This is a genomic window from Pandoraea sp. B-6, from assembly GCF_000282835.1.
GTDB lineage: Bacteria > Pseudomonadota > Gammaproteobacteria > Burkholderiales > Burkholderiaceae > Pandoraea > Pandoraea cepalis.
The window spans coordinates 1-24,955 of sequence record NZ_AKXS01000145.1; the positions used below are offsets into that span (position 1 = coordinate 1).

Below are 24,955 nucleotides of genomic sequence, written 5' to 3' on the forward strand. Positions count from 1 at the left end.
CTGATCGCCGCGGCCGACCCGACGCATGTGGTTGCCGGGCTCGCCGGGGCGAGTTCGCCTTTGGCGGCAGCGCCCGCGCCGGCATCTGCGGTCAGCGCGGTCGCGCCCGGGACCGGCAAGATTTCGTTGCGGCTGAAATCCGATAGCTGGGTCGAAGTGCGTTCGAAGGGCGGCAAGGTGCTGTTCTCCCAGCTGATGCGCGCGGGTACCGCACAGGAAATTACGGGCGATGCGCCGCTCAAGATCGTTGTGGGCAACGTGGCGGGCGTCGAATCGCTGGAATTCAACGGTCAACCGGTCGAGATCAAGTCCCGCAATGCGGGTAACGTGGCGCGTCTGACGCTGCAGTGAGACCGAAAGAGGGTAATCATGGCTTCTGTAGAATGCATGCCGATCATCGGCGGTCCGGCACCTCGTCGTCAGTCGCGTAAGGTCGCCATTCGCTGGGGCGGCCAGCTCGTGACGGTCGGTGGCGACTCGCCGATTCGCGTGCAATCGATGACCAACACCGATACCGCAGACGCGATCGGTACGGCCATTCAGGTCAAGGAACTCGCGCAGGCGGGCTCGGAACTGGTGCGCATCACGGTGAACACCCCCGAAGCGGCCGCCGCGGTGCCGGCGATTCGCGATCAACTCGATCGCATGGGCGTAGCCGTGCCGCTCGTGGGCGACTTCCACTACAACGGCCATAAGCTGCTCGCCGACTACCCGGCATGCGCCGAGGCGTTGTCGAAGTACCGCATCAATCCGGGGAACGTCGGGCAGGGCGCCAAGCGAGATACGCAGTTCTCGCAAATGATCGAAATGGCGATCAAGTACGACAAGCCGGTGCGAATCGGCGTGAATTGGGGCAGCCTGGACCAGGCGTTGCTCGCGCGCATCATGGACGAGAACGCTGCTCGTGCCCAGCCCTGGGACGCGCAAAGCGTGATGTACGAAGCGCTCATCACGTCGGCGCTCGAGTCGGCGGCGTTGGCGCAGCGCGTGGGTCTGTCGGCCGACAAGATATTGCTGTCGTGTAAGGTGAGCGCCGTGCAGGACCTGATCGCCGTGTATCGCGAACTGGCCAAGCGGTGCGACTACGCGCTGCATTTGGGATTGACCGAAGCCGGCATGGGCTCGAAGGGTATCGTGGCGTCGACGGCGGCGCTGTCGGTGCTGCTGCAGGAAGGGATCGGCGATACGATCCGCATCTCGCTTACGCCCGAGCCGGGCGGTGCGCGTACCGCGGAAGTTGTCGTGGCGCAGGAAATTCTGCAGACGATGGGCCTGCGTGCGTTCGCGCCGATGGTCATCGCCTGCCCGGGTTGCGGCCGCACGACGAGCACGGTGTTCCAGGAACTCGCTTCCAGTATTCAGACATATCTGCGTGAACAAATGCCGGTATGGAAGGCTCAATATCCTGGCGTCGAGACCATGAACGTGGCGGTGATGGGCTGCATCGTGAATGGTCCGGGGGAATCGAAGCACGCGAACATCGGCATCAGCTTGCCGGGGTCGGGCGAATCGCCGGCCGCGCCGGTCTTTGTCGATGGCGAAAAGGTCCGCACGCTGCGCGGCGATCGCATCGCCGAAGAGTTCCAGCAGATCGTCGACGAGTACGTGAAGACCCGCTACGCTCAGACCGAAGGGGCGGTCACCGCCTAAGCAGGCAGGACACAAGAAAATATGACTGACGCAAAGAAGAAGCGCCCCGCCAAACTGGCCGGGGTCAAAGGCATGAACGACATCCTCCCGCAGGATGAGGCCTTATGGGAGTTTTTCGAGGAATCGGTGCGCGCCATGCTGCGCGCGTACGGCTATCAGCAGATCCGCACGCCGATCCTCGAGCATACGTCGTTGTTCACGCGCGGTATTGGCGAAGTGACCGATATCGTCGAGAAGGAGATGTACAGCTTCACCGATTCGCTCAACGGCGAGCAGCTCACGATGCGCCCTGAGGGAACGGCTGCGGCGGTTCGGGCAACGCTCGAACACAATTTGCTGTACAGCGGCCCGAAGCGCCTGTGGTACTTCGGTCCAATGTTCCGCCACGAGAAGCCGCAGCGCGGCCGCTATCGCCAGTTCCACCAGGTGGGGGTTGAAGCACTGGGGCTTGCCGGCCCGGATGCGGACGTCGAAATCATCCTGATGTGCCAGCGCCTGTGGGACGATCTCGGCCTGACCGGCATCCAGTTGCAACTGAACTCGCTGGGCCAGGGCGAAGAGCGTGCGCGTCATCGCGCCGATCTGATTGCCTATCTCGAGAAGCACGTCGACCTGCTCGACGAAGACGGCAAGCGCCGTCTCTACACGAATCCGTTGCGCGTGCTCGATACGAAGAACCTGGCGATGCAGGCGATGGTCGAAGGGGCGCCGAAACTCATCGATTATCTCGGCGAGGACTCGATCAAGCACTTCGAAGGCGTGCAGTCGCTGCTCAAGGCGAACAACATTCCGTTCACGATCAATCCGCGTCTGGTGCGCGGTCTGGATTACTACAACCTGACCGTGTTCGAATGGGTGACCGACAAGCTCGGCGCGCAGGGTACGGTCGCCGGTGGCGGCCGCTACGATCCGCTGGTCGAGCAACTGGGTGGCGACGCCACGCCGGCGTGCGGCTGGGCGATGGGCGTTGAGCGCATTCTCGAATTGTTGCGCGAAGACGACCTCGTGCCGCAGGCCGAAGGGGCCGACGTCTACGTCGTGCACCAGGGTGAGGCGGCGGTTGCGCCGGCCTTGATCGCGGCCGAACGCATGCGCGACGCCGGGTTGAACGTCGTGTTCCATTGCAGCCCGGACGGCAAGGGCAGCAGCTTCAAGTCGCAAATGAAGCGAGCGGATGCGAGCGGCGCGAACTTCGCCATCATCGTCGGTGAAAACGAAGTAGCGTCGGGTACCGTCGTCGTCAAGCATCTGCGTGCCGCCGATCCGGCGAACAACCAGACGAGCGTGGCGTTCGAGGCCCTCGCGGAACACCTGATCGACGCCATCGTCGCCAGTGCCGACGAAAGCGTGAACGAAAGCCTGGCCGATGACGGCACGGCGAACACGACGCTTCACTAACCCAAGACGCCAGACACGGAGAACCCCGGCGAATGAGCAGCTATCACGAGGAACAGGAACAGATCGAGAACGTAAAGGCCTGGTGGAAGCAGTACGGCAATTACGTTGTCTGGATGCTGGTCGTCATCATGCTGGCCTATGGTGGCTGGAACCTGTGGCGTTATTACGACCGCAAGCAGACTGTCGAGGCCGGTGTGCTTTACGGCGAGCTGGAAACCGCGATCGACGCCAAGGACAAGGCGAAGGTGGCGCGTATCGCGTCGGACATGGAAAGCAAGTTCAGCGGCACGCCTTACGCCCAGATGACGGCGCTACTGGCGGCCAAGTCGCTGGCGGACGCGGGCGACGTGGCGCTCGCGAAAGCGCAACTGCAATGGGCTGTGTCGAACGCGAAAGACGACGAGTACAAGCAACTCGCCAAGCTGCGTCTGGCCGGCGTGCTGCTCGACGAGAAGGCGTACGACGAGGCGCTCAAGCTGCTCGACAATCCGCCTGCACCGTATGCCGGGCTGTTTGCCGATCGCCGTGGCGACGTGCTCGTCGCACAGAGCAAGATGGCCGACGCGCGGGCCGCATACAAGCTGGCACTCGACAAGCTCGATAAGCAGGACTCGGGCATGCGCCAGTTCGTTCAGTTCAAGCTCGACGCGCTGGGGGCCTGACGCGCGTCGGCATTCCGTTGGCAAGTATTACCCTCCCATAACGCAAAATCGGGTACATGATGATCTTTAACGACTTCCGTCGATCGATGCCGCAAACGATGGCCACGTCACAGTCCGTCTCGACGCGCCGTGGCATTTTCAAGCGCGCGGGCAGCGCCGTGACGATGCTGGCCGTGCTGGGTACGCTGGGAGGGTGTGGACTCTTTGGCAGCAAGCCGGCGCACGAGCCGACGCCGCTCACGGAGATCAAGCAGGCGCTGAACGTCAAGCAGATATGGACGGCGAGCGTCGGTAAGTCCGGCGCCTATAGCTTCGCACCGGTCGCCGTGGGCAACGCCGTGTTCGCGGCGGGCGCCAACGGCAGCATCGTGCGCGTGGATGCCGACACGGGTGCGTCGACTTGGTCGGCCAAGGCGGATACGAACATCACCGCCGGTCCGGGCAGCGATGGCGAGACGACGGTCGTCGCCACGCACAAGGGCGACGTGATCGCGTTCGATCACGACGGCAAGTCGTCCTGGAAGGCGAACGCCGGTAGCGAAGTGCTCACGGCGCCGCTGGTCGGTCGGGGTCTGGTCGTCGTGCGCGCGATCAACAACCGGGTGACGGCGTTTGACGCCGCCACCGGTTCGGTGCGCTGGTCGTACTCGCAGCCGACGTCGACGCTCACACTGCGCACCGGGACTGGCATGACGTTTTTGGGCGATCGTGCGGTCGTGACGGGCTTCCCGGGGGGCAAGCTGGTGGCGCTCGATGCCAACACCGGCAACCCGCTTTGGGTCACGCCGCTGTCGTACCCGAAGGGCGTGACCGAGGTGGAGCGTGTGAACGACGTTACGGGCACGCCGGTCGTCTTCGGCCGCCAGGTGTGCGGCGCCACGTTCCAGGGCCGGGTGGGATGCGCCGATGTGCAGACCGGCAATGGCCTATGGGCGCGTGATTTTTCGTCGCCGAATGGTGTGACGCAGGACGAGCGTGTCGTGGCGGCGGTCAACACCGACGGCGCCGTCTACGCTTTCAACGCTGCCGATGGCAGTACACTGTGGCAGAACGACAAGCTCAAGTACCGCGACTTGTCGGCGCCGTTGGCGCTCGGCCGTGTCGTGGTGGTGGGCGACAAGCAGGGCTATTTGCATTTCCTGTCGCGTGAGAACGGCGAACTGCTCGCCCGCGTCAAGCTCAGTGGTGCGATCAGCGCACAGCCGATTCTCGCCGGCCAGACGCTGGTCGTGCAAACGCGCGACGGCAACATTTACGGCTTCCGTCCGGATTAACCGGTGACCGGCAGCACCCGGGCATTTTCCGGGAACGGCCGGCAGCGCGCCGGCCGTCTTCGTTTTTAGGCTTATTCATGAAACCCGTGATCGCGCTCGTAGGGCGCCCCAACGTCGGCAAATCGACGCTATTCAACCGTTTGACCCGCTCGCGCGACGCGCTCGTCGCCGACATGCCCGGGCTCACGCGCGACCGTCACTATGGCGAGGGGCGCGTTGGCGAGCATCCGTACCTGGTGATCGACACCGGTGGCTTCGAACCCGTGGCCAAGGACGGCATTTTCCACGAAATGGCCAAGCAGACGCGCCAGGCCGTGGTCGAGGCCGACGTGGTGATCTATATCGTGGACGGGCGTCAGGGCCTGACGCCACAAGACCAGATCATCGCGGACTATCTGCGCAAGACGGGACGCAAGATCATGCTCGTGGTCAACAAGGCCGAGGGCATGAAGTACAGTGCGGTCGCGAATGACTTCTACGAACTCGGCCTGGGCGATCCGCTGGCGATCTCGGCGGCACACGGCGACGGCGTCAAGGAAGTCATCGACGAAGCCATCGCGCCGTTCTATGCCAATCAGGACGAGAACGAGGACAGCACGCGCGACGACGGGCGAGTGAAGATCGCGATCGTCGGGCGTCCTAACGTTGGCAAGTCGACACTGGTCAACACGCTGCTCGGCGAAGAGCGCGTGATCGCGTTCGACATGCCGGGGACCACGCGCGATTCGATCCACATCGAATTCGAGCGTCAGGGGCGAAACTACACGTTGATCGATACGGCCGGGCTGCGTCGTCGTGGCAAGGTGTTCGAAGCGGTTGAAAAGTTTTCGGTCGTGAAAACACTGCAATCGATTGCCGATGCGAACGTGGTGATCCTCATGCTCGATGCCCGTCAGGACATCTCCGATCAGGATGCGCACATTGCCGGCTTCATCGTCGAGTCGGGACGTGCGGTGGTCGTCGGCGTGAACAAGTGGGACGGGCTGGACGAGTATTCGCGCGACCAGATCAAGCAGGAGCTTGAGCGAAAACTCAAATTCCTTGGCTTTGCGAATTTTCACTTTATCTCGGCGACGAAGTCCACGGGCATTGGCCCGCTGATGCGCTCGGTGGACGATGCGTACGCGGCGGCCATGACCAAGTTGCCGACGCCGAAGCTCACGCGCGCCCTCAACGAGGCGGTGGAGCACCAGCAGCCCCGGCGTTCCGGGTTCTCGCGTCCGAAGTTGCGCTACGCGCACCAAGGGGGCTCGAATCCGCCGATCATCGTCATCCACGGGAATAGTCTCGATGGCGTGACCGACAGCTATCGCCGCTATCTGGAGAATCGTTTCCGGGAAACTTTTAAGTTGAAGGGCACTCCATTACGCATAGAGTTTCGCAACAGCGCGAACCCTTACGCCAAGGGCGAATGAAAGCCAAACCCGGGCGGGGTTTTGCTGGCGACGCTAGCAAAATCAGCTATAGTGTGGAAGTCAAGGCGGGAAGCGCGCACACGCCTTGACTTACGGTCATTTGCTAAAAATACAACGGAGTTATATATGAGCAACAAAGGGCAACTTCTACAAGACCCGTTTCTGAACGCCTTGCGTAAGGAGCATGTTCCCGTCTCGATCTATCTGGTCAACGGTATCAAGCTGCAGGGAAACATCGAGTCGTTTGACCAGTATGTCGTCCTGCTGCGCAACACGGTCACCCAAATGGTTTATAAGCACGCCATTTCGACGGTCGTGCCTGCGCGTCCGGTGAATTTCCATCCGGAAGCCGAGCAGTCCTGATTCAGGCTCGCCCGACCGGGAGTCACTCCGGCCGGGCGAATTTCTCTTCCCCATCGCCCGCTCTTGTCCAACAGCCCCAATACCCACTCCCCGCGTAGCTTGACTATCAACGCCGCGCTCGTCGGCATCGATTTCGGCAAACTCGATTTCGAAGCCAGTCTCCAAGAACTCGACCTTCTGACGCAATCCGCAGGCGCCACGCCTGTCGTGACCGTTACCGGCCGTCGCCGTAGCCCGGACGCGAAGCTGTTCATCGGCAGTGGCAAAGCCGAAGAACTGCGTGCCGCGATCCACGAGTACGATGTCGAACTGGTGATTTTCAATCACGCCCTGACCCCCGGTCAGCAGCGTAACCTCGAACACCTGCTGCAGTGCCGTGTGGTCGATCGTACCAGCCTGATCCTCGATATCTTTGCCCAACGCGCCAAGAGTCATGAGGGCAAGCTGCAGGTCGAACTCGCACAGTTGCAGTATTTGTCCACGCGCCTCGTGCGCGCCTGGACTCACCTGGAACGTCAGAAGGGCGGTATCGGTCTGCGCGGGCCGGGTGAAACGCAGTTGGAAACCGATCGTCGCCTGCTCGGCGAGCGCGTGAAGTCGCTTTCTGCGCGTCTCGAACGGCTTCAGCGCCAGCACGACACCCAGCGACGTGCGCGTCAGCGCAGCGGCACCATGTCGATTTCGCTCGTGGGCTACACGAACGCAGGCAAATCCACGCTTTTCAACGCGATGACGAAAGCCAACGCCTACGCCGCAGATCAGCTGTTTGCCACGCTCGATACGACGTCGCGTCGCGTTTATCTTGGCGAAGTCGGGAACATCGTGCTGTCTGACACTGTCGGATTCATCCGCGAGCTGCCGCACCAGTTGGTGGCGGCATTCCGGGCGACGCTTGAGGAAACGGTGCACGCCAACATGCTGTTGCATGTGGTGGACGCCTCAAGTCAGGTGCGTCAGGAGCAGATGGCCGAGGTCAACGCCGTTTTGGCGGAGATCGATGCGGCGGACATCCCGCAGATTCTCGTCTGGAATAAGATCGATGCGGTGCCGGAACTGGCCGCGCAAGGCCCGAGAATCGAACGGGATGAAGCCGGGCGCATCACGCGAGTCTTTTTGAGCGCGCGCACTGGCGAAGGGCTCGACCTGCTGCGCGAGGCCATCAGCGAGGCGGTTGTGGCCGGTACGGGTGGGTTACAATCGCTGCAAGAAGCGCCCGATGTCCGGCTTATCGACCGTTGGACCGATGCGCCGCGCGCAGAAGACAGATAACACGAGACGTCGCACCATGTAGGGCGGAGCTTGCCACGGGGATTTCCGGCAGCACGGCCCAACGAGGGCGACGACCTGGCAAGAGACCAGACGGAGGCCGGTCAAGGCCGCCGATCGGCATACCAGATTCGGGAACCACGCGCGAACCGGCAGCATGCGCACTCCGAAGTGGGCGCGCCGGTCGCAACGCCAAGACCGCTTCAGTCACCACGCTTCTACCTATGCTTCCAAAAGCTTTGATGCGACGAGTTGGCTTGATCTTCTCCCTGAACGACCCGCGCTGGGGGCGGGACGGCGGCGGCGATACGCCGTCCGGTAATCAGGAACCGAACCGCCCCGATCGTTCGAACAATCCGAATTCGCAGGATCAGAAGGAGCCGCAGCGCGGACCGCAAGGTCCGCAGCAGGACGGCCCGCCCGATCTCGACGAACTTTGGCGCGATTTCAATCGGCGTCTTAACCGTATCTTCGGCCGCAAGGGCGGCGGGAGCGGTAACGGTGGCTCGAGTAGCGGCGCCGGGGGCTCGCGTGGCTCGGGTATCGGCGTCGGCGTGGTCGTCGCGCTGGCATTCCTGATCTGGCTGGCAACGGGCGTCTTCATCGTCCAGGAAGGGCAGGTCGGCGTCGTCACCCAATTCGGCAAGTACAAGTACACCACGACGTCGGGTATCCAATGGCGCCTGCCGTATCCGTTCCAGGCGGTCGAGATCGTCAACATGTCGCAGATCCGTTCGGTCGAAATCGGCCGCTCGAACACCATTCGCGACACCGATCTGAAGGACTCGTCGATGCTCACCGGCGATGAGAACATCATCGACGTGCGCTTTGCCGTGCAGTACCGCATCAAGGACGCCACCGAGTTCCTGTTCAATAACGTGGATGCCGAATCGTCGGTGAATCTGGCCGCGCAAACGGCCGTGCGCGAGATTGTCGGCAAGAGCAACATGGATTTCGTGCTCTACGCTGGCCGCGAAGAAATCGCCAATGAACTCGTCACCTCGATTCAACGCATTCTCGACGGTTACAAGACCGGCATCCTGGTCACGAGCGTGACGATGCAAAGCGTGCAGCCGCCTGAACAGGTGCAGGCTGCGTTCGACGATGCGGTGAAGGCGGGCCAGGATCTGGAGCGTGCCAAGAATGAGGCGCAGGCCTACGCTAATGACGTGATTCCGCGCGCCAAGGGCACGGCGTCGCGTCTGACGGAAGAGGCGGCCGGGTACAAGGCGCGCGTAGTGTCGCAGGCACAGGGCGATGCCGATCGCTTCAAGTCGGTGCAGGAAGCGTATGCGAAGGCGCCGGGCGTCATTCGCGAGCGGATGTATCTCGACACGATGGAGCAGATCTACTCGCGCACCACGAAGATCATGGTGGATTCGAAGAACAATAGTTTGTTGTATCTGCCGCTGGACAAGATCATGGAGCGTTCGCGTAGCGACGCGTCGGCCCCGGCACCGGCCTCGGGCGCCAGCACGGGGAAGGCCGCGGGTGCGCCCGCCGCCGATGACGGCAGCGATGTTGACCATGATCGATCGCGCGCGGCACTGCGCAACCGCGAACGCGATTCACGCTAAGGGGATAAGCGCATGAACCGTATTGGAACCGTTATTGTCGCGCTGATCGTTTTGTTGATCGTGCTTGCCTCGACCATGTTCGTGGTGGATCAGCGCCGTTATGCCGTGGTGTTCTCGCTGGGCGAGATCAAGGACGTCTATAGTCAGCCCGGCCTGAAATTCAAATTGCCGCCGCCGCTCCAGACCGTGTTGTATCTGGACAAGCGCATCATGACCATCGACAATCCCGAGCCGGAACGCTTCATCACGGCCGAGAAGAAGAACCTGATCGTCGACTCGTACGTGAAGTGGCGTATTGTCGATCCGCGCAAGTTCTATGTCAGCTTCAAGGGAGATAGCCGCCTCGCGCAGGATCGTCTGACGCAGCAGATTCGCTCGGCGTTGCAGGAAGCGTTCACCAAGCGCACCGTGACCGAGGTCGTGTCGTCGCAGCGCGATCAGGTCATGCAGTGGGTGAAGCAGAAGGTCGGCGAGGACGCTGCGCAAGTCGGCATCGAAATTGTCGATGTGCGGATGCGCCGGGTCGATCTGGCCGCGGGTATCAGCGATTCGGTCTATAGCCGGATGGCGGCGGAGCGCAAGCGCGTGGCGAACGAATTGCGTTCGACCGGCGCGGCCGAGGCCGAGCAGATTCGCGCCGATGCCGACCGCCAGCGCGACGTGGTCGTGGCGGAGGCCTATGCCAAGGCGCAGCAGGTCAAGGGGGAGGGCGATGCGACGGCTGCCGGTATCTACGCGCAGGCGTTCGGTCGCGATCCGCAGTTCGCTCAGTTCTATCAGAGCCTCGAAGCGTACAAGGCGACCTTCCGTGACAAGCGCGACGTGATCATTGCCGATCCGAACAGCGATTTCTTCCGATTCATGCGTGGTTCCGGCGGTGCGGCTGGCGCGCCGGCCGGAAAAGCGCGAAAATAGCGTCCTTGACATCCGAGTAGCTGCCACCGCCCGCGTCAATCGCGGGCGGTGGCATTTTGGCCGAGTCCCCTGTGAGCACCAGCACGATTCTTCTCGCTTTGGCCCTCATGCTGATTGTCGAGGGAATGTTTCCGTTTGTCGCACCAGACCGGTGGCGGCAAAGTTTTCGTAAAATAACGGAAATGCCGTCCGGCCAGATTCGCTTTTTCGGTTTGGCCGCCGTCTCGCTGGGGCTGATTCTGATGCTGCTGGCCGACCACTAAAAGGCGCTTTCTCGCGCCGCCTGAATACCGAAATACCCATGCCGAACTGGCTACTCCCCGAAAATATCGCCGACGTGCTGCCTTCCGAGGCGCGCAAGATTGAAGATCTGCGCCGGCTGATGCTGGACCGTTTCCGTACCTACGGCTACGAACTCGTGATGCCGCCGATGCTCGAGTACGTCGAGTCGCTGCTGACCGGCACCGGCCATGACCTCGATCTGCGCACGTTCAAGCTCGTCGATCAGCTTTCCGGGCGCACCATGGGCCTGCGTGCGGACATTACCCCGCAGATTGCCCGTATCGACGCTCATTTGCTCAATCGGAAGGGCGTGACGCGGCTGTGCTATGCCGGAAGCGTGCTATTTACGCGTCCGCGTAATCTGCTGGCGACGCGCGAGCCATTCCAGATCGGTGCCGAGATCTTTGGGCACAGCGGGCTCGAAGCCGATCTCGAGATCCAGGAACTGCTGCTTTACTGTCTCCAGCTTGCCGGTCTGAAGCAGATCCGCATCGATTTGTGCCACGCCGGTGTGCTCGAAGCGCTCATCGAGGGCGTGCCGGCCGCTGAGGCCGTCGAGAGCGAGTTGTTCGGGGCATTGGCCACGAAGGACGTGCCGCAGCTCGAGGCGTTGACCCGCGATCTTCCGGCGAGCCTGCGCGATGCCTTGCTGGCGCTGACCACGCTGTATGGCGAACCGGCCGAGACGCTCGCTCGTGCCCGCAAGGCGTTGCCGGACCTGCCCGGCGTGAGGGCGGCACTCGACGATCTGGCCTATCTGGCGGCGGCGCAAAGCAAGGACGGGCCGGCCGTATTGTCGATCGACCTGGCCGATCTGCGTGGCTATCAGTACCACAGCGGCGTGATGTTCGCGGCCTATGTCGACGGCATCCCCAATGCGATTGCGCGCGGCGGCCGTTACGACAAGGTGGGCCAGGCGTTTGGTCGAGACCGTCCGGCAACGGGCTTTTCGCTGGATTTGCGTGAGTTGGCTGCGATTTCCCCGGTCGAAGCGCGGAGTAACGCGATTTTGGCGCCGGCTGACGATGTGCCGGGGCTGCGCGCGAAGATCGACAGCCTGCGCAACGCGGGTGAAGTCGTTATTCGCATGCTGCCGGGCCACGATCAGGATTTCGAGGAGTTCACGGGCGACCGCGTCCTTGTCGAAAAAGCGGGCCAATGGGTTGTGACACCCCGGTGAACGTCGCTGAAAAAAGCGGCACTAGCCTACGCCAACACGGGTAGAATACGTTTTTAACCAAACCAACTATTGTTATGTCCGGCAATGCTTTGAATCAGGGGCGCAACGTCGTCGTTATCGGAACTCAATGGGGCGACGAAGGTAAGGGTAAGGTCGTCGACTGGCTGACCGATCACGCGCAAGGCGTGGTGCGTTTTCAAGGTGGCCACAATGCCGGACATACGCTCATCATTGGTGGCAAGAAGACAATTCTGCGCCTGATTCCCTCGGGCATCATGCACAAGGACGTCACCTGTTACATCGGCAACGGCGTGGTGCTCTCGCCGGAAGCGCTGTTCAAGGAAATCGAGGAGTTGGAAAGCGCGGGCCTGAATGTGTGCGGTCGTTTGCGCATTTCCGAAGCCTGTACGCTGATTCTGCCGTATCACGTCGCCATCGATCAGGCGCGTGAAGCCCGTCGCGGCGCCGGCAAGATCGGTACGACCGGTCGCGGCATCGGCCCGGCTTACGAAGACAAGGTCGGCCGCCGTGCGCTGCGCGTGCAGGATCTCTTCGATCCGGAGACTTTCGCCGAGCGTCTGCGTGAAACCCTCGATTATCACAACTTCGTCCTGACACAGTATTTGGGCGCGAAGGCCGTCGACTTCCAGGAAACGCTGGATACGATGCTGAGCTACGCTGCGCGTCTGCAGCCGATGATCGCCGACGTGTCGCAGATGCTCTACGCGGCCAACCGAGAAGGCCAGAACCTGTTGTTCGAAGGCGCCCAGGGCACGTTGCTCGACATCGATCACGGTACGTATCCGTTTGTGACCAGCAGCAATTGCGTCGCGGGTGCCGCTTCGGCTGGCGCGGGCGTCGGTCCGCAACAACTCCATTACGTGCTGGGCATCACCAAGGCCTATTGCACTCGCGTGGGTGCGGGGCCGTTCCCGAGCGAACTGTACGATGCGGACAACCCCGCCCGTCAGGAAGCGATCGGCCTGCAACTGGCCACGGTCGGCAAGGAATTCGGTTCGGTGACGGGCCGCCCGCGCCGTACCGGCTGGATGGATGCCGCAGCACTCAAGCGCTCGATTCAGATCAACGGCGTGACCGGCCTGTGCATGACCAAGCTCGACGTGCTCGACGGTCTCGACACGGTGCGTCTGTGTGTCGGCTACAAGATTGGCGACAAGACGGTCGACATCCTGCCCCGTGGTGCGGTGGATGTGGCGCGATGCGAGCCGGTGTACGAAGACTTCCCCGGCTGGTCGCAGAGCACGGTGGGTGTGACGGCATGGGACCAATTGCCGGCTCAGGCGCAGAACTATCTGAAGCGCATTGAAGAGGTGAGCGGTATTCCGATCGACATGGTGTCGACCGGCCCGGATCGTGACGAAACCATCTTGTTGCGTCACCCGTTCAAGCACTGAAGCACCGTAGCGTTGGCACAGCACACCATGAATCTACCCCAAAACGACGACAAGAACCTTTGGGTCTCGTGGGACGAGTATCATCGGCTCATCGAGCGACTTGCGCTCAAGGTCTACGAATCGAACTGGAAGTTCGACAAGATCCTGTGCCTGGCCCGGGGTGGCTTGCGTGTGGGCGATCAACTCGCGCGCATCTACGACGTGCCGCTCGCGATTCTGGCGACCAGTTCCTATCGTGAAGCCGAAGGGACCGTTCGCGGTGACCTCGACATCGCTCACTTCATCACCATCACGCGCGGCGAGCTGGAAGGTCGCGTGCTGCTGGTCGACGACCTGGTCGATTCGGGCGTGACGCTCGAGCGCGTTGGCAAGCACCTCAAGGAGCGTTTCCCAAAGGTGACAGACGTGCGCTCGGCGGTGCTGTGGCACAAGGCGTGTTCGAAAGTGGCGCCCGATTACGCGGTCGATTTCCTGCCGACGAATCCGTGGATTCACCAGCCGTTCGAAGAGTACGACACGCTGCGTCCGCACAATTTGTCGGCGTGGATCAAGCGCGGCACCTGAGCGACGACGGGATGGCTGAACATGCCGCTAGGCGGCGTTCGGCAAGGGGGGAGCCCCGACAAAGCAGGCGGTGACATCGTGAGATGCGCCGCCTGTTTTGTTTTGAGCGTGCGTCGTTGGTGCGATGTCACTTGATCGCGGGGCGATCGAACGGGCTTACGGCGATGCCATATGGCGACTGATTTCCCTTCTGCTTGAGGCTTCGTCGGTTTGGGCGATGTGATCTGATGCCGTATGAATCTCAACTTTTGGAAATCGCGCGGCGGCGGTCACGTCATGAATCAGTGGTGGCGTTCCTATCCCTTGATTTGCACAGTAGGCCTCGCGAGCGTGCTGGCGATCGCCAGCACGCCGAGTGTCGCGGCGTCGGCGGTGGCCGGGGTGCGGACCGCGAGCGGGATTCGGTATGTGTCGGTGACCGACCAGACGTCGATGGCAAAGGCCAAGGTCGCCGCGCTGGATCGTTGCCGAGCCCAACTGGCTTCCGGTCGCCGGGGCGGGCGATGCGACGTGTTGATGTCCGGTAATGGGCCGGCTTACTGGGCGGTCGTGCGTGCAGTCAATGGAGAGATCGGCATTGCGCTGGGTGACACGCAGACGTCTGCCGTTCAGGACGCCTTCGCCGTGTGTCAGCGCGCAGGGCAATGTTCGCTCGATAGCGCACAGGTTTGGTTCGATAGCGGTCAGCGCCCGGGGAGGCGTTTGCCGACACCACAGGCGGCGTCAGTGTCGCCCGCACCCTGCCGGATTCCTACCGGGCAGGTGGTTCGCATGCAGACGCGATGCGTCGAAGGTGCATGCGTGCGAACGTATGAAAACGGATGCATCATTCGCTTCCAGGCGGCTCACTGTCTCGATAAGGGAACGAGCCAATATGTTTGGCGACCGAACGGCTGTGACGAAGATGAATGATGGTGTGCATCCTGTATCACGATAAACAACGGGCGCACAGAGGCGCCCGTTGTTCATTCCTCGCTGACTTGATGCGGTGCGTCAGCTTGCCGACATGCCACTGTGGCGCAGCAAGGCATCGACTTCCGGTGCGCGACCCCGGAACGCAATGAACGACGCCATTGCTTCGCGACTGCCGCCCACCGCGAGAATTTCATCGCGGTAGCGGGCGCCGGTGGCGGTATCGAGGACTGAGCCGCTGACCTTCGCCGCCTCTTCAAACGCCGCATACACATCCGCCGACAGCACCTCCGCCCACTTGTAGCTGTAATATCCGGCCGCGTAGCCGCCTGCAAAGATGTGGCTGAAAGTATTCGGCCAACGCGAAAAATCCGCCTGAGGCGTAACGTGCAATCGATCGTTGATGCGTTGCGAAAGCGACAGCACCGACTCGTTGCCGTGCGGATCGAAATCGTAATGCAGGTGCATGTCGAAGTCGGAGAAGACCAACTGACGCAGCATCATCAAACCGCTTTGGAAGTTGCGGGCGGCCAGCATCTTGTCGAACAGGGCTCGCGGCAGCGGGGCACCCGTCTCCACATGAGCGGTCATGTGCTCAAGCACATCCCACTCCCAACAGAAGTTCTCCATGAACTGGGACGGCAACTCGACAGCATCCCACTCGACGCCATTGATGCCCGCCACGCCGGCATCTTCCACTCGCGTGAGCATGTGATGCAGGCCGTGCCCGAACTCGTGGAACAGCGTGATGACGTCGTCATGCGGCAGCAACGCCGGCTTGTCGCCGACGGGGGCAGGGAAGTTGCACACGAGGTACGCCACCGGCGTTTGCAGCGTGCCGTTGCGCAGGCGCTTGCGTGTGCGGGCACTGTCCATCCAGGCACCGCCGCGCTTGCCTTCGCGGGCGAACAGATCGATGTAGAACTGCGCCACGAGTTCGCCATCGCGCTCGATGCGGAAGAAGCGAACATCCGGATGCCACGTTTCGGCATCCTGCGGGCGAATCGTCACGCCGAACAACGTGCCGGCCACGCGAAACAGACCGTCGAGCACCTTGGGCAACGGAAAATACTGACGGACTTCCGACTCCGAGAAATCGTAGCGTTGCTGGCGCAGCTTCTCCGATGCGTAGGTCGTGTCCCAGGGTTGCAGCTTCTCGATGCCCAGCGACTCGGCGGCAAACGCTTGCAGTTCGGCCCAGTCTTGCTCGGCGTACGGACGCGCGCGGCGGGCGAGGTCTTCGAGGAACTCGAGGACTTGCGCGGGCGATTCCGCCATTTTGGGCTCGAGCGATACCTCGGCGTAGTTCTTGAAGCCGAGCATGTGTGCTTCCTCGCGGCGCAGCGCGAGTTGCTCGACAACGATCTCGGTGTTGTCCCAGTCCGCCTCGCCGTTGCCGAATTGCGGGCCGAGTTCGGAAGCCCGGGTCACATTGGCCCGGTACAGCGTTTCGCGAAGCGCGCGATTGTCGGCGTATTGCAGCACCGGGAAGTACGAGGGGAAATGTAGCGTGAATTTCCAGCCGTCCAGGCCGTCTCGCTGTGCGGCGGCACGTGCCGCGGCCTTGTCGTCGTCGGGCAGGCCGGCGAGGTCCTGCTCGTCGGTCACGACAAGCGAGAATTTGTTGGTCGCGTCGAGCACGTGATCCGAGAAGCGCTTGGCGAGGTCCGCCTGTGCTTCCTGAATGTCGGCGAATCGCGGTTTCTGGTCTTCAGGAAGTTCGGCGCCGCCCAATCGGAAGCCGCGCATCTCGTTGTCGAGAATTTTCTTGCGAGCCGGAGAGAGGTCTGCGAATTCCTGGCCGGCTGCAATGGCCTTGTACTTTTCGAACAGCGCCAGATTCTGGCCGACGCTGGCGGAGAATTCGGTGACGCGCGGCAGGTTATCGCCGTATGCCGCGCGAAGCGCCGGGGTGTCGGCGACGGCGTTCAGGTGTCCAACGATTTCCCAGGCCCGGCCCAAACCTTCGGTGCCGTCTTCTACGGCGTCGAGAATGTTGGCCCACGTCGGCGGCGTGGAGGGATCTGCAGCCTTGTCCACAGCCGCACGCGCTTGTGCCAGGAGCACGTCGACGGCGGGCGTTACGTGTTCGGGGCGGATCTCGGCAAAACGGGGAAGTCCCTGGATATCGAGCAGAGGGTTGGTTTGTGGCGTATTCATGCGTTCGTTGTCCACGGGGAGGGGCTTACGAAGAGTGTGGGGGCATCCCGGGCAATTTTCCAGTCGTTTTTTTCAACCGGTCCGATTGGGCGTGTTGGCGGCGGAATCCCTGGAGTGCGACGCCCGGCCGGCATTCAACGGCTTACGCCGGCGATTCCACCACGGGCCCAAAAGCAACAAGGGCGCGCGCGACCGAGAGGTCGAGCACGCCCGGCGTGACGCGCGGTGCTGACGATCAGGCGTCGAGGGCGCGCTCGGCGGCCTCAAGCGTGTTGACGAGGAGCATGGTGATCGTCATCGGTCCCACGCCGCCCGGTACCGGCGTGATATAGCCGGCCACATCCTTGACGCCGTTGAAATCGACGTCGCCGCACAACTTGCCCGCGTCGTCACGGTTCATGCCGACGTCGATGACTGCCGCACCCGGTTTGACCATATCGGCCGTGACGATATTGCGCTTGCCCACGGCCGCGACAATGACGTCAGCGTTGCGGGTGTGCGCGGCCAGATCTCGCGTCTTGCTGTTGCAGATCGTGACGGTGGCGCCTGCCTGGAGCAGCATCATCGCCATCGGCTTGCCAACGATGTTCGACGCGCCGATTACCACGGCCACCGCCCCGCGCAGCGGGAAATCGACGGACTCGAGCATCTTCATGCAGCCATAGGGCGTGCACGGGCGGAACAGCGGTGCCCCCGTCATCAGGGCGCCCGCATTCGACACGTGAAAACCGTCGACGTCCTTTTCCGGCGCAATGGCTTCGAGCACCTTGTGGCTGTCGATGTGCTTAGGCAGGGGCAGTTGAACGAGGATGCCGTTGATCTTAGGATCGCGGTTGAGTTCATCGATGCGGGCAAGCAGGGCGCTTTCCGTCAGATCGGCCGGATAGCGGTCGAGCGAGGAATACAGGCCGTTGTCTTCGCAGGCCTTGACCTTGTTGCGCACGTAGACCTGACTGGCCGAATCCTCGCCGACCAGCACCACGGCAAGCCCGGGTTGGTGGCCGCGGGCGGTCAGAACGGCGGCACGGGTGGCAACTTCGGCGCGAATACGTTTGGCGAGGGCGTTGCCGTCGATGAGGGTGGCGGTCATGATGCGTGGATATCGTAGGAAGGATGGGGGCTGGCCCGAGGGGCCGGATACGGCCGCGCCGGTCAGGCAGGTGACAGGCGCAAAGACCGTATTATAGCGGCGCGCCGCAACGCGCGGGAGGGGGCGCGGCGGCGGCTTCGAGCGAGCTACGGCGCTGCACGGCTGACGCTGCTCGCCGCGTCTCCTTGGCGAGCAGCATCATGCCACCGCAACCGGTCGAGATGCTACCGGTCATGGGTCCGGCATTTCGGCCGCCCGTCAGTCAGCCGGCGCGATGGCGAGCGGACGGCGGGCGGCGACCGGGTTCAGGGGCGAGGCGATCCGCCGGAACGTTTCGAGAGTGCCAGGCGGAGCAGGTCGGCAACGGTGTTGACGTTGAGCTTCTCCATGATGTTGGCGCGGTGCGCCTCGACCGTCTTGATGCTGATGCCAAGATCGTCTGCGATCTGCTTGTTCAGGCGGCCGGCAATGATGCGCTCGAGCACCTGATGTTCACGACTTGTAAGCTTGGACAGCAGATCCTCGGCGGCTTGCAACTCGCGTTGGCTGCTGGCGTCTTGCCGTGCTTTTGCGAGCATCCGCTCGACTTGAGCACGCAATTCCGCTTCGTCGAACGGCTTTTCGATGAAGTCCATCGCGCCCTTCTTCATCGTGTCGACGGCCATCGGCACGTCGCCATGGCCCGTCACGAAGATGATGGGAATGTTGAACCGGTTCTCGACCAGCTTTTCCTGAAGTTCCAGGCCGCTCATGCCCGGCATGCGGACATCCAGAATCAGGCAGCCAAGCTGATGCCCGTTGTAGTGCGAAAGGAATTCTTCGGCACTGGCAAAGCCTCGTACGTGGTAGCCATTGGCCTCGAGTAGCCAGCGAAGCGAGTCGCGGACCGCCTCGTCGTCATCAACGACGAAGACGGTTTCTTGTTCGATAGTGGTGTTGGGTGTCGTCATAGTCCTCCCCCGGATCCGGATGTCGTATCGCCTTCTAACGGTAACAGAATACAAAAAGTACAACCATTCCGCACGCCGTCGACGTCATTGTTTTCTACCCACAGACGGCCGTGGTGTGATTCGATGATCGAACGGCAGATATTCAGGCCCATGCCCATGCCGTCCGATTTAGTGCTAAAGAAAGGTTCAAACAATCGTTCGATGGTGGCCTCGTCCACCCCAGGTCCATGATCCGAGACTTGGAATTCGACCGATTTATCTCGCCGTTCCACGTGCAGACGCACGCTCAGGTCGCGACGCTGGCCGGGCGGCGGCGTATAGCCGTGCATGGCCTCGGCGGCGTTCTTGAGCAGATTCACGAGCACCTGTTCGATCAGCACCGGGTCGACGTTGATCTGTGGCAGTCCTGCCGGCAGCTCGGTCACAATGCGAATGCGGCGCTTGCGCGCTTCAATCTCGGCGAGCCCCACGGCATCCGCGACGATCTCATAGATCGACGAGGGTTGACGCTTCGGTTCGCTACGTTTCACGAACGCGCGAATCCGCTTGATGATCATGCCCGCACGCACCGCCTGCTGTGACGTTTTTTCCAGCGCGGGCAGCAACGTTTCCGGCGAGGTGCGCCCGGCGCGCACTAGGGCCGCCGTGCCCATGCAGTAGTTGTTGATGGCCGCGAGCGGCTGGTTCAGTTCGTGGGCCAGCGACGAAGCCATCTCGCCCATGGTCGTCAGACGCCCCGTGAACTGTAGGCGTTCTTCTTCCTGACGGGCCAGCTCCTCCGCATGACGGCGGGCCGTAATGTCCGTTGCCACCTGCAACTGTGCCAAGTGGCCGTCCACCCACTGAATATATTGACGCCGGACTTCGAACCATTTCTGGTGCGCCGGCAGATAAATTTCCTGTGTCTGCGCAGCCGTGTCGGTGAGCGACGCGGCAGGCAGTCCGGCAAAGGCATCGACCAGATCGATGTGATCGAGCGACGTAGGGGAGAGTTCGCCGCCACCGGACAACTCCAGGTGGCCTTCCGGGCGCGTACCGAACAACTGACGGTAATAGCGATTCGCGAACAGCAATTCCGCCTTGTCGACGGCGAGTACCGATACCGACGCGTCGAGGCTCTCCAGCACGGTCGTGAACCGCTCATGGGCGGCGGCGAGTTCCTCGCGCGCCCGCTTGGGTTCGCTGATATCGGTCAGCGACGACATCCAGCCGGTCTGACGGCCATGCGCGTCCACGAGCGGCGAGACGAACATGCGCGCGTAGAAAATCGTGCCGTCTTTGCGCTGCACGCGAATTTCGAAGCCGTGCGAGGGCGCCTTGCCGCGCAGCGTCATGTCGATGCGACGCTGCATTTCGTGGATGTCGTCTTTGGGCCAGTAAGGGTAGGGCGGCGCCCGGTACATGAGGTCCTGCTCGTCCCAGCCTGTCATCCGGCAGAACGCGGGGTTCACGTAAGTAATGTGGCCCTGCAGGTCGAGCACACGCATGCCGATGACGATGGAGTTCTCCATGGCCCGCCGGAACGACGTCTCGTTGAACAACGCCTGCTGTGCCTCGAAGCGCTGGCGCGTATGCCGCCACAGGCTCCAGAGGCTCCAGAGCACGAAGCACGACAAGCCGGCGATCAGCCACACCAGCGTGTTGTTGACGAAATTGCCGACGGCAGGATACGAGTAGATGCGCACCGCGAGACTGTGCCCGGGGGGATCGAGGAGCAACTCGTAGGAGACATCGCGCGGTAACGGCGGGCGTGTCGATGTCGTTGCCAGCTCGTTGTTGTGAGTGTCGATGAACGACACCTTGAACTTGTCGCCAAGCTCCTGCGGCAACTCGTGGATCAGCAAGCCTTCCACCGAATACACCGCACTGATCGTGCCGAGGAACTCGCGCTCGCGCAGCACGGGCACCTGTACAACGATGTAGCTTGCGCCCGAGGCGTCATAAATCAGGGTGGAATAGGCCGAGCGGCGCGAATCGCGGGCGGCGCGGAACGCGACCAATAATTCGTCTTCCATTGGATGCTGCGCCGAGCCCTGCAACCGCGACGCGAACGGGGAATCCGCCGGCGCCGCCCACTTGGGACGCTGCGACGCGTCCAGCCAATTCATGAAGACGATGTCCGCATGATTTTGCATCACTTCGTTCGCCGTATTCTGGAAGTGCGCAACGTCCTGCGGCTTGGCTGCCGTGTCGCGCGCAAGCGAGCTGATCTGATCTTGAATGGCCAGCATGTTGAGGCGAATCTGTTGCTGCGCCCATGCCACATTCCGATACAGCGTGTCCTGCTGTTGCTCCGTCTCCCGGCGGTTCAGGCTCCACAGGATCAGACTCATCACCACGAGAAAGATCACAATGGAGACGAGCGGGACCAGCAAGTAGTAATGCGACTCCGCGAACCCCTGCAACCAACGGTTGGAGCGGGCAGACGTAGCGGCGGACCGGGACGGCGGAGCGGAATTGGCAAGGCGGGGCGAAAGCATGGCGAGATTGTAGCGCAGGCCGGGCGGTTTCCCGCTGCCATCAACGGCGACCGCTTGCTTTTCGGAAGCCTCCGAGCTTTTGCGTAAGACGGCCGCGCAATTTGCTCTTGAGACCGATCGGTACGCTGGAAAATCGTGGTGTGATGGCACCAGCAACCTATTGATTTTATGTGCACCGCAGCAGAATTCCGCATTATAAAATTTACTATCGTAATCTGAAATTTCGCTTGCGAAGGCGGGAGTAACCTTCGTACAATGCCCCGGTAAAAAAGCCGGTGGGCCCGTCCATAAAGCGGGATTCGACCGTCACGCCAACCCGCTAACGACAGACAAGGAGACACCATGTCCGCCGTACCTGAAGAAGCCCTCAAGATCGTGTCCCCCGCGGACGCCGATCCCCAAGAAACGCAAGAATGGCTGGCCTCGCTCGAAGGCGTGCTGGCGGCCGAGGGCCCAGAGCGTGCCCACTACCTGCTCGAGAAGCTGATCGAGTTCGCCCGCATCAACGGCGAACATCACCCGTTCTCGGCGAATACCCCGTACATCAACACCATCCCGCTCGACCAGCAGGCCCGTATCCCCGGCGATCAGGATGTCGAGCACAAGATTCGCTCGTACACGCGCTGGAATGCGATCGCGATGGTGCTGCGCGCCGGCAAGGACACGAACGTCGGCGGTCACATCGCGTCGTTCGCCTCGGCCGCAACGCTCTATGACGTTGGTTTCAACCATTTCTGGCATGCGCCGTCCGACAAGCACGGTGGCGACCTGGTCTTTGTGCAGGGCCACTCGTCGCCGGGTGTGTACAGCCGCGCCTTCCTGTTGGGCCGTCTGGAAATGCCCCAGCTCGAGAACTTCCGCCAGGAAGTGGACGGCGGCGGTCTGTCGTCGTATCCGCACCCGTGGCTGATGCCTGACTTCTGGCAGTTCCCGACGGTGTCGATGGGCCTGGGCCCGATCATGGCGATCTACCAGGCGCGCTTCATGAAGTACATCGAGTCGCGCAACATCGTGAAGACCGAGGGCCGCAAGGTCTGGGCCTTCCTCGGCGACGGCGAGACGGACGAGCCGGAATCGCTCGGCGCCATCGGCATGGCCGGTCGCGAGCATCTCGACAACCTCGTGTTCGTGATCAACTGCAACCTGCAGCGCCTGGACGGCCCGGTGCGCGGTAACGGCAAGATCATCCAGGAACTCGAATCGGAGTTCCGCGGTGCCGGCTGGAACGTCATCAAGGTGATCTGGGGCAGCCGCTGGGACACCTTGCTCGCCCGCGACAAGAAGGGTCTGCTGATGACGCGCATGATGGAGTGTGTTGACGGCGAGTATCAGACCTACAAGTCGAAGGACGGCGCGTACGTGCGCGAGAACTTCTTCAATACGCCGGAACTCAAGGCGATGGTCGCCGACTGGTCAGACGAAGACATTTGGGCGCTTAACCGCGGCGGCCACGATCCGCACAAGATTTTCGCCGCATACCAGGCGGCCACCCAGCACAAGGGGCAGCCGACGGTCATTCTGGCCAAGACCATCAAGGGCTACGGCATGGGTGAGGCCGGTCAGGCCATGAACATCACCCACCAGCAGAAGAAGATGCCGGTGGAGTCGCTCAAGAAATTCCGCGACCAGTTCAAGCTGCCGATCGCGGATGACCAGATCGCCGACGTGCCGTACCTGAAGTTCGAGGAAGGCTCGAAGGAACTCGAATACATGCGCGCGCGCCGCATGGAGCTGGGCGGCTATCTGCCGCAGCGTCGCACCAAGGCCGCATCGTTGCCGGTGCCTGCGCTGTCCGCATTCGATGCCCTGCTCAAGGCGACCGCCGAAGGCCGCGAGATCTCGACGACGATGGCGTTCGTGCGGATTCTCAACGTGCTGCTCAAGGACAAGGCGCTGGGCCAGCGTATCGTGCCGATCGTGCCGGACGAATCCCGCACCTTCGGTATGGAAGGTCTGTTCCGCCAGATTGGTATCTGGAGCCAGGTCGGCCAGCGCTACATCCCGCAGGATCAGGATCAATTGATGTTCTACAAGGAATCGGAGAGCGGTCAGATTCTGCAGGAAGGCATCAATGAAGCCGGTGGCATGTGCGACTGGATCGCGGCCGCCACGTCGTACTCGACGCACGGCGAGACGATGATCCCCTTCTACATCTTCTACTCGATGTTCGGCTTCCAGCGCGTGGGCGACCTGGCCTGGGCGGCCGGCGACATGCGCGCTCGCGGTTTCCTCGTGGGCGGCACGGCCGGTCGTACGACCCTGAACGGCGAAGGTCTCCAGCACGAAGACGGTCACTCGCTGCTGTGGGCGTCGTCGATTCCGAACTGTTTGCCGTACGATCCGACGTTCGCTTACGAACTCGCCGTGATCGTTCAGGACGGCCTGCGTCGCATGGTGCAGGATCAGGAAGATGTCTATTACTACCTGACCGTGATGAACGAGAACTACCCGCATCCGGCCATGCCGGAAGGCGTTGAGCAGGACATCCTGAAGGGGATGTACGCGTTCCGTCGCGGGGCGGACGACAGCAAGGCACCGCGCGTGCAACTGCTGGGTTCGGGTACGATCTTCAACGAAGTGATCGCCGCCGCCGAAATGCTCAAGAACGATTGGGGCGTCGAATCGGATCTGTGGAGCTGCCCGAGCTTCACGGAGCTGGCCCGCGAAGGTAACGACGCGGCGCGCCACAATCTGCTGCACCCGACCGAGCCGGCGCGTTTGTCGCATGTCGAGTCGTGCCTGAACGACACCCGTGGTCCGGTCATCGCATCGACCGACTACATCCGCACGTACGCCGATCAGATTCGCCCCTTCGTGCGGGGTCGTTATGTGGCGCTCGGCACCGACGGCTACGGCCGTTCGGATACGCGCGAGAAGCTGCGTCACTTCTTCGAGGTGGATCGTAACTGGGTCACGGTCGCTGCCCTCAAGGCATTGGCCGACGAAGGCACGCTGCCGGCGACCAAGGTTGCCGAAGCGATTGCCAAGTACAACCTGGATCCGAACAAACCCAACCCGATGACCGTCTAAAGGCCGCTTCGCGCGGCGCGTGCGCCCGCCAGCCGCCTCAAGCGGCAGGCGGGGCGCGCCGCGCGTCAAGCGCAGCCTCGAGGAGACTGTGGAAAATGAGTCAAGTGATCGAAGTGAAAGTCCCCGATATCGGTGACTTCAAGGACTTGCCCGTCATCGACGTGCTGGTCAAGGCGGGCGACAAGATCGATGCCGAGCAGGCCCTGATCACGCTGGAATCGGACAAGGCGACGATGGATGTGCCGAGCCCGGCCGCTGGCATCATCAAGGCGCTGAGCCTGAAAGTCGGCGATGAAGTATCTGAGGGTTCTCTTATTCTGACGCTCGAGACCGCCAACGGTTCGGGCGCGCAAGCCAGTGCGGCGGCAGCCC

General features: G+C 62.2%; 22 protein-coding genes. 17 read left to right on the forward strand and 5 right to left on the reverse strand.

All coding sequences use genetic code 11. The annotated features are described in order from the left end of the window. From A985_RS0100940 to A985_RS29740, 15 genes are all read left to right on the forward strand, one after another. Window positions 1-351: DUF4115 domain-containing protein (locus A985_RS0100940; RefSeq protein ID WP_017231559.1), on the forward strand; the 351-nt coding region annotated here is incomplete at its 5' end. A gap of 18 nt (window positions 352-369) precedes the next feature. Further along, window positions 370-1,650, forward strand: coding sequence for a flavodoxin-dependent (E)-4-hydroxy-3-methylbut-2-enyl-diphosphate synthase (gene ispG, locus A985_RS0100945; protein ID WP_039829649.1), 1,281 nt, complete (start codon window positions 370-372; stop codon window positions 1,648-1,650). Window positions 1,651-1,671: 21 nt separating this feature from the next. Then, a complete protein-coding gene (gene hisS / locus A985_RS0100950) occupies window positions 1,672-3,048 on the forward strand; it encodes a histidine--tRNA ligase (RefSeq protein ID WP_017231561.1) in 1,377 nt (458 codons plus the stop codon). A gap of 32 nt (window positions 3,049-3,080) precedes the next feature. Continuing rightward, window positions 3,081-3,710, forward strand: coding sequence for a tetratricopeptide repeat protein (locus A985_RS0100955; RefSeq protein ID WP_017231562.1), 630 nt, complete (start codon window positions 3,081-3,083; stop codon window positions 3,708-3,710). Window positions 3,711-3,808: 98 nt separating this feature from the next. Then, window positions 3,809-4,984 carry an outer membrane protein assembly factor BamB gene (bamB, locus tag A985_RS0100960; RefSeq protein ID WP_026131521.1) on the forward strand — a complete coding sequence of 392 codons (1,176 nt, stop codon included), beginning with the start codon at window positions 3,809-3,811 and terminating at the stop codon, window positions 4,982-4,984. Window positions 4,985-5,061: 77 nt separating this feature from the next. Next, a complete protein-coding gene (gene der, locus A985_RS0100965) occupies window positions 5,062-6,399 on the forward strand; it encodes a ribosome biogenesis GTPase Der (RefSeq protein WP_017231564.1) in 1,338 nt (445 codons plus the stop codon). Window positions 6,400-6,525: 126 nt separating this feature from the next. Continuing rightward, window positions 6,526-6,762 carry an RNA chaperone Hfq gene (gene hfq, locus A985_RS0100970; protein ID WP_010807283.1) on the forward strand — a complete coding sequence of 79 codons (237 nt, stop codon included), beginning with the start codon at window positions 6,526-6,528 and terminating at the stop codon, window positions 6,760-6,762. Between the two features lie 99 nt (window positions 6,763-6,861). After that, entirely contained in the window at window positions 6,862-8,031 is a 1,170-nt protein-coding gene (gene hflX, locus A985_RS0100975) for a GTPase HflX (RefSeq protein WP_017231565.1), read from the forward strand. Between the two features lie 221 nt (window positions 8,032-8,252). Continuing rightward, window positions 8,253-9,605: an FtsH protease activity modulator HflK gene (gene hflK / locus A985_RS0100980; RefSeq protein ID WP_026131523.1), complete on the forward strand. Its 1,353-nt coding sequence runs from the start codon at window positions 8,253-8,255 to the stop codon at window positions 9,603-9,605. A gap of 12 nt (window positions 9,606-9,617) precedes the next feature. Continuing rightward, entirely contained in the window at window positions 9,618-10,520 is a 903-nt protein-coding gene (gene hflC / locus A985_RS0100985) for a protease modulator HflC (protein ID WP_017231567.1), read from the forward strand. Between the two features lie 71 nt (window positions 10,521-10,591). Then, window positions 10,592-10,783 (forward strand): DUF2065 domain-containing protein, encoded by a 192-nt coding sequence (locus A985_RS0100990; RefSeq protein WP_017231568.1) that lies wholly within the window; start codon window positions 10,592-10,594, stop codon window positions 10,781-10,783. 38 nt (window positions 10,784-10,821) lie between these two features. Beyond that, the gene (locus A985_RS0100995; RefSeq protein WP_017231569.1) at window positions 10,822-11,982 is read left to right on the forward strand and encodes an ATP phosphoribosyltransferase regulatory subunit; all 1,161 of its coding nucleotides are present in this window, start codon (window positions 10,822-10,824) and stop codon (window positions 11,980-11,982) included. Between the two features lie 74 nt (window positions 11,983-12,056). Then, the gene (locus A985_RS0101000) at window positions 12,057-13,397 is read left to right on the forward strand and encodes an adenylosuccinate synthase (protein ID WP_017231570.1); all 1,341 of its coding nucleotides are present in this window, start codon (window positions 12,057-12,059) and stop codon (window positions 13,395-13,397) included. A gap of 27 nt (window positions 13,398-13,424) precedes the next feature. Continuing rightward, window positions 13,425-13,961, forward strand: a complete 537-nt coding sequence (locus A985_RS0101005; protein WP_017231571.1) for a phosphoribosyltransferase — start codon at window positions 13,425-13,427, stop codon at window positions 13,959-13,961. A 276-nt stretch (window positions 13,962-14,237) separates the two neighbouring features. Beyond that, complete coding sequence (locus tag A985_RS29740) at window positions 14,238-14,873, forward strand: DUF4189 domain-containing protein (RefSeq protein ID WP_369751538.1); 636 nt, start codon at window positions 14,238-14,240, stop codon at window positions 14,871-14,873. Between the two features lie 81 nt (window positions 14,874-14,954). Here the strand turns inward: A985_RS29740 and A985_RS0101015 are convergent, their stop codons facing one another. From A985_RS0101015 to A985_RS23730, 5 genes are all read right to left on the reverse strand, one after another. Beyond that, window positions 14,955-17,033: a M3 family metallopeptidase gene (locus tag A985_RS0101015; protein WP_017231573.1), complete on the reverse strand. Its 2,079-nt coding sequence runs from the start codon at window positions 17,031-17,033 to the stop codon at window positions 14,955-14,957. Window positions 17,034-17,268: 235 nt separating this feature from the next. Next, window positions 17,269-18,123, reverse strand: coding sequence for a bifunctional methylenetetrahydrofolate dehydrogenase/methenyltetrahydrofolate cyclohydrolase FolD (gene folD, locus A985_RS0101020; RefSeq protein ID WP_017231574.1), 855 nt, complete (start codon window positions 18,121-18,123; stop codon window positions 17,269-17,271). A 91-nt stretch (window positions 18,124-18,214) separates the two neighbouring features. Then, window positions 18,215-18,358, reverse strand: coding sequence for a hypothetical protein (locus tag A985_RS27995; protein ID WP_157211311.1), 144 nt, complete (start codon window positions 18,356-18,358; stop codon window positions 18,215-18,217). A 70-nt stretch (window positions 18,359-18,428) separates the two neighbouring features. After that, complete coding sequence (locus A985_RS0101025) at window positions 18,429-19,073, reverse strand: response regulator transcription factor (RefSeq protein ID WP_017231575.1); 645 nt, start codon at window positions 19,071-19,073, stop codon at window positions 18,429-18,431. Next, complete coding sequence (locus tag A985_RS23730; RefSeq protein WP_039829656.1) at window positions 19,070-21,553, reverse strand: PAS domain-containing sensor histidine kinase; 2,484 nt, start codon at window positions 21,551-21,553, stop codon at window positions 19,070-19,072. The genes A985_RS0101025 and A985_RS23730 overlap by 4 nt, the downstream gene beginning before the upstream one ends. 342 nt (window positions 21,554-21,895) lie before the next feature. Between A985_RS23730 and aceE the strand changes: the two genes are divergently transcribed. Together aceE and A985_RS0101040 are read left to right on the forward strand one after the other, a co-directional pair. After that, the gene (gene aceE, locus A985_RS0101035) at window positions 21,896-24,583 is read left to right on the forward strand and encodes a pyruvate dehydrogenase (acetyl-transferring), homodimeric type (RefSeq protein WP_017231577.1); all 2,688 of its coding nucleotides are present in this window, start codon (window positions 21,896-21,898) and stop codon (window positions 24,581-24,583) included. Between the two features lie 95 nt (window positions 24,584-24,678). Then, window positions 24,679-24,955, forward strand: a 277-nt coding sequence (locus tag A985_RS0101040) for a biotin/lipoyl-containing protein (protein WP_017231578.1), incomplete at its 3' end; no start/stop codon positions are given.

Excerpts from the sequence above, each read along its gene's own strand:
- der (WP_017231564.1), top strand. The coding sequence starts at position 5,062 with ATGAAACCCGTGATCGCGCTCGTAGGGCGCCCCAACGTCGGCAAATCG.
- A985_RS0101015 (WP_017231573.1), bottom strand. The coding sequence starts at position 17,033 with ATGAATACGCCACAAACCAACCCTCTGCTCGATATCCAGGGACTTCCC.
- bamB (WP_026131521.1), top strand. The coding sequence starts at position 3,809 with ATGGCCACGTCACAGTCCGTCTCGACGCGCCGTGGCATTTTCAAGCGC.
- aceE (WP_017231577.1), top strand. The coding sequence starts at position 21,896 with ATGTCCGCCGTACCTGAAGAAGCCCTCAAGATCGTGTCCCCCGCGGAC.
- hfq (WP_010807283.1), top strand. The coding sequence starts at position 6,526 with ATGAGCAACAAAGGGCAACTTCTACAAGACCCGTTTCTGAACGCCTTG.
- A985_RS0101025 (WP_017231575.1), bottom strand. The coding sequence starts at position 19,073 with ATGACGACACCCAACACCACTATCGAACAAGAAACCGTCTTCGTCGTT.
- hflC (WP_017231567.1), top strand. The coding sequence starts at position 9,618 with ATGAACCGTATTGGAACCGTTATTGTCGCGCTGATCGTTTTGTTGATC.
- hisS (WP_017231561.1), top strand. The coding sequence starts at position 1,672 with ATGACTGACGCAAAGAAGAAGCGCCCCGCCAAACTGGCCGGGGTCAAA.
- A985_RS0101005 (WP_017231571.1), top strand. The coding sequence starts at position 13,425 with ATGAATCTACCCCAAAACGACGACAAGAACCTTTGGGTCTCGTGGGAC.
- ispG (WP_039829649.1), top strand. The coding sequence starts at position 370 with ATGGCTTCTGTAGAATGCATGCCGATCATCGGCGGTCCGGCACCTCGT.
- A985_RS29740 (WP_369751538.1), top strand. The coding sequence starts at position 14,238 with ATGAATCAGTGGTGGCGTTCCTATCCCTTGATTTGCACAGTAGGCCTC.
- A985_RS0101000 (WP_017231570.1), top strand. The coding sequence starts at position 12,057 with ATGTCCGGCAATGCTTTGAATCAGGGGCGCAACGTCGTCGTTATCGGA.
- A985_RS0100995 (WP_017231569.1), top strand. The coding sequence starts at position 10,822 with ATGCCGAACTGGCTACTCCCCGAAAATATCGCCGACGTGCTGCCTTCC.
- folD (WP_017231574.1), bottom strand. The coding sequence starts at position 18,123 with ATGACCGCCACCCTCATCGACGGCAACGCCCTCGCCAAACGTATTCGC.
- hflK (WP_026131523.1), top strand. The coding sequence starts at position 8,253 with ATGCTTCCAAAAGCTTTGATGCGACGAGTTGGCTTGATCTTCTCCCTG.
- A985_RS27995 (WP_157211311.1), bottom strand. The coding sequence starts at position 18,358 with ATGACCGGTAGCATCTCGACCGGTTGCGGTGGCATGATGCTGCTCGCC.
- A985_RS0100955 (WP_017231562.1), top strand. The coding sequence starts at position 3,081 with ATGAGCAGCTATCACGAGGAACAGGAACAGATCGAGAACGTAAAGGCC.
- A985_RS23730 (WP_039829656.1), bottom strand. The coding sequence starts at position 21,553 with ATGCTTTCGCCCCGCCTTGCCAATTCCGCTCCGCCGTCCCGGTCCGCC.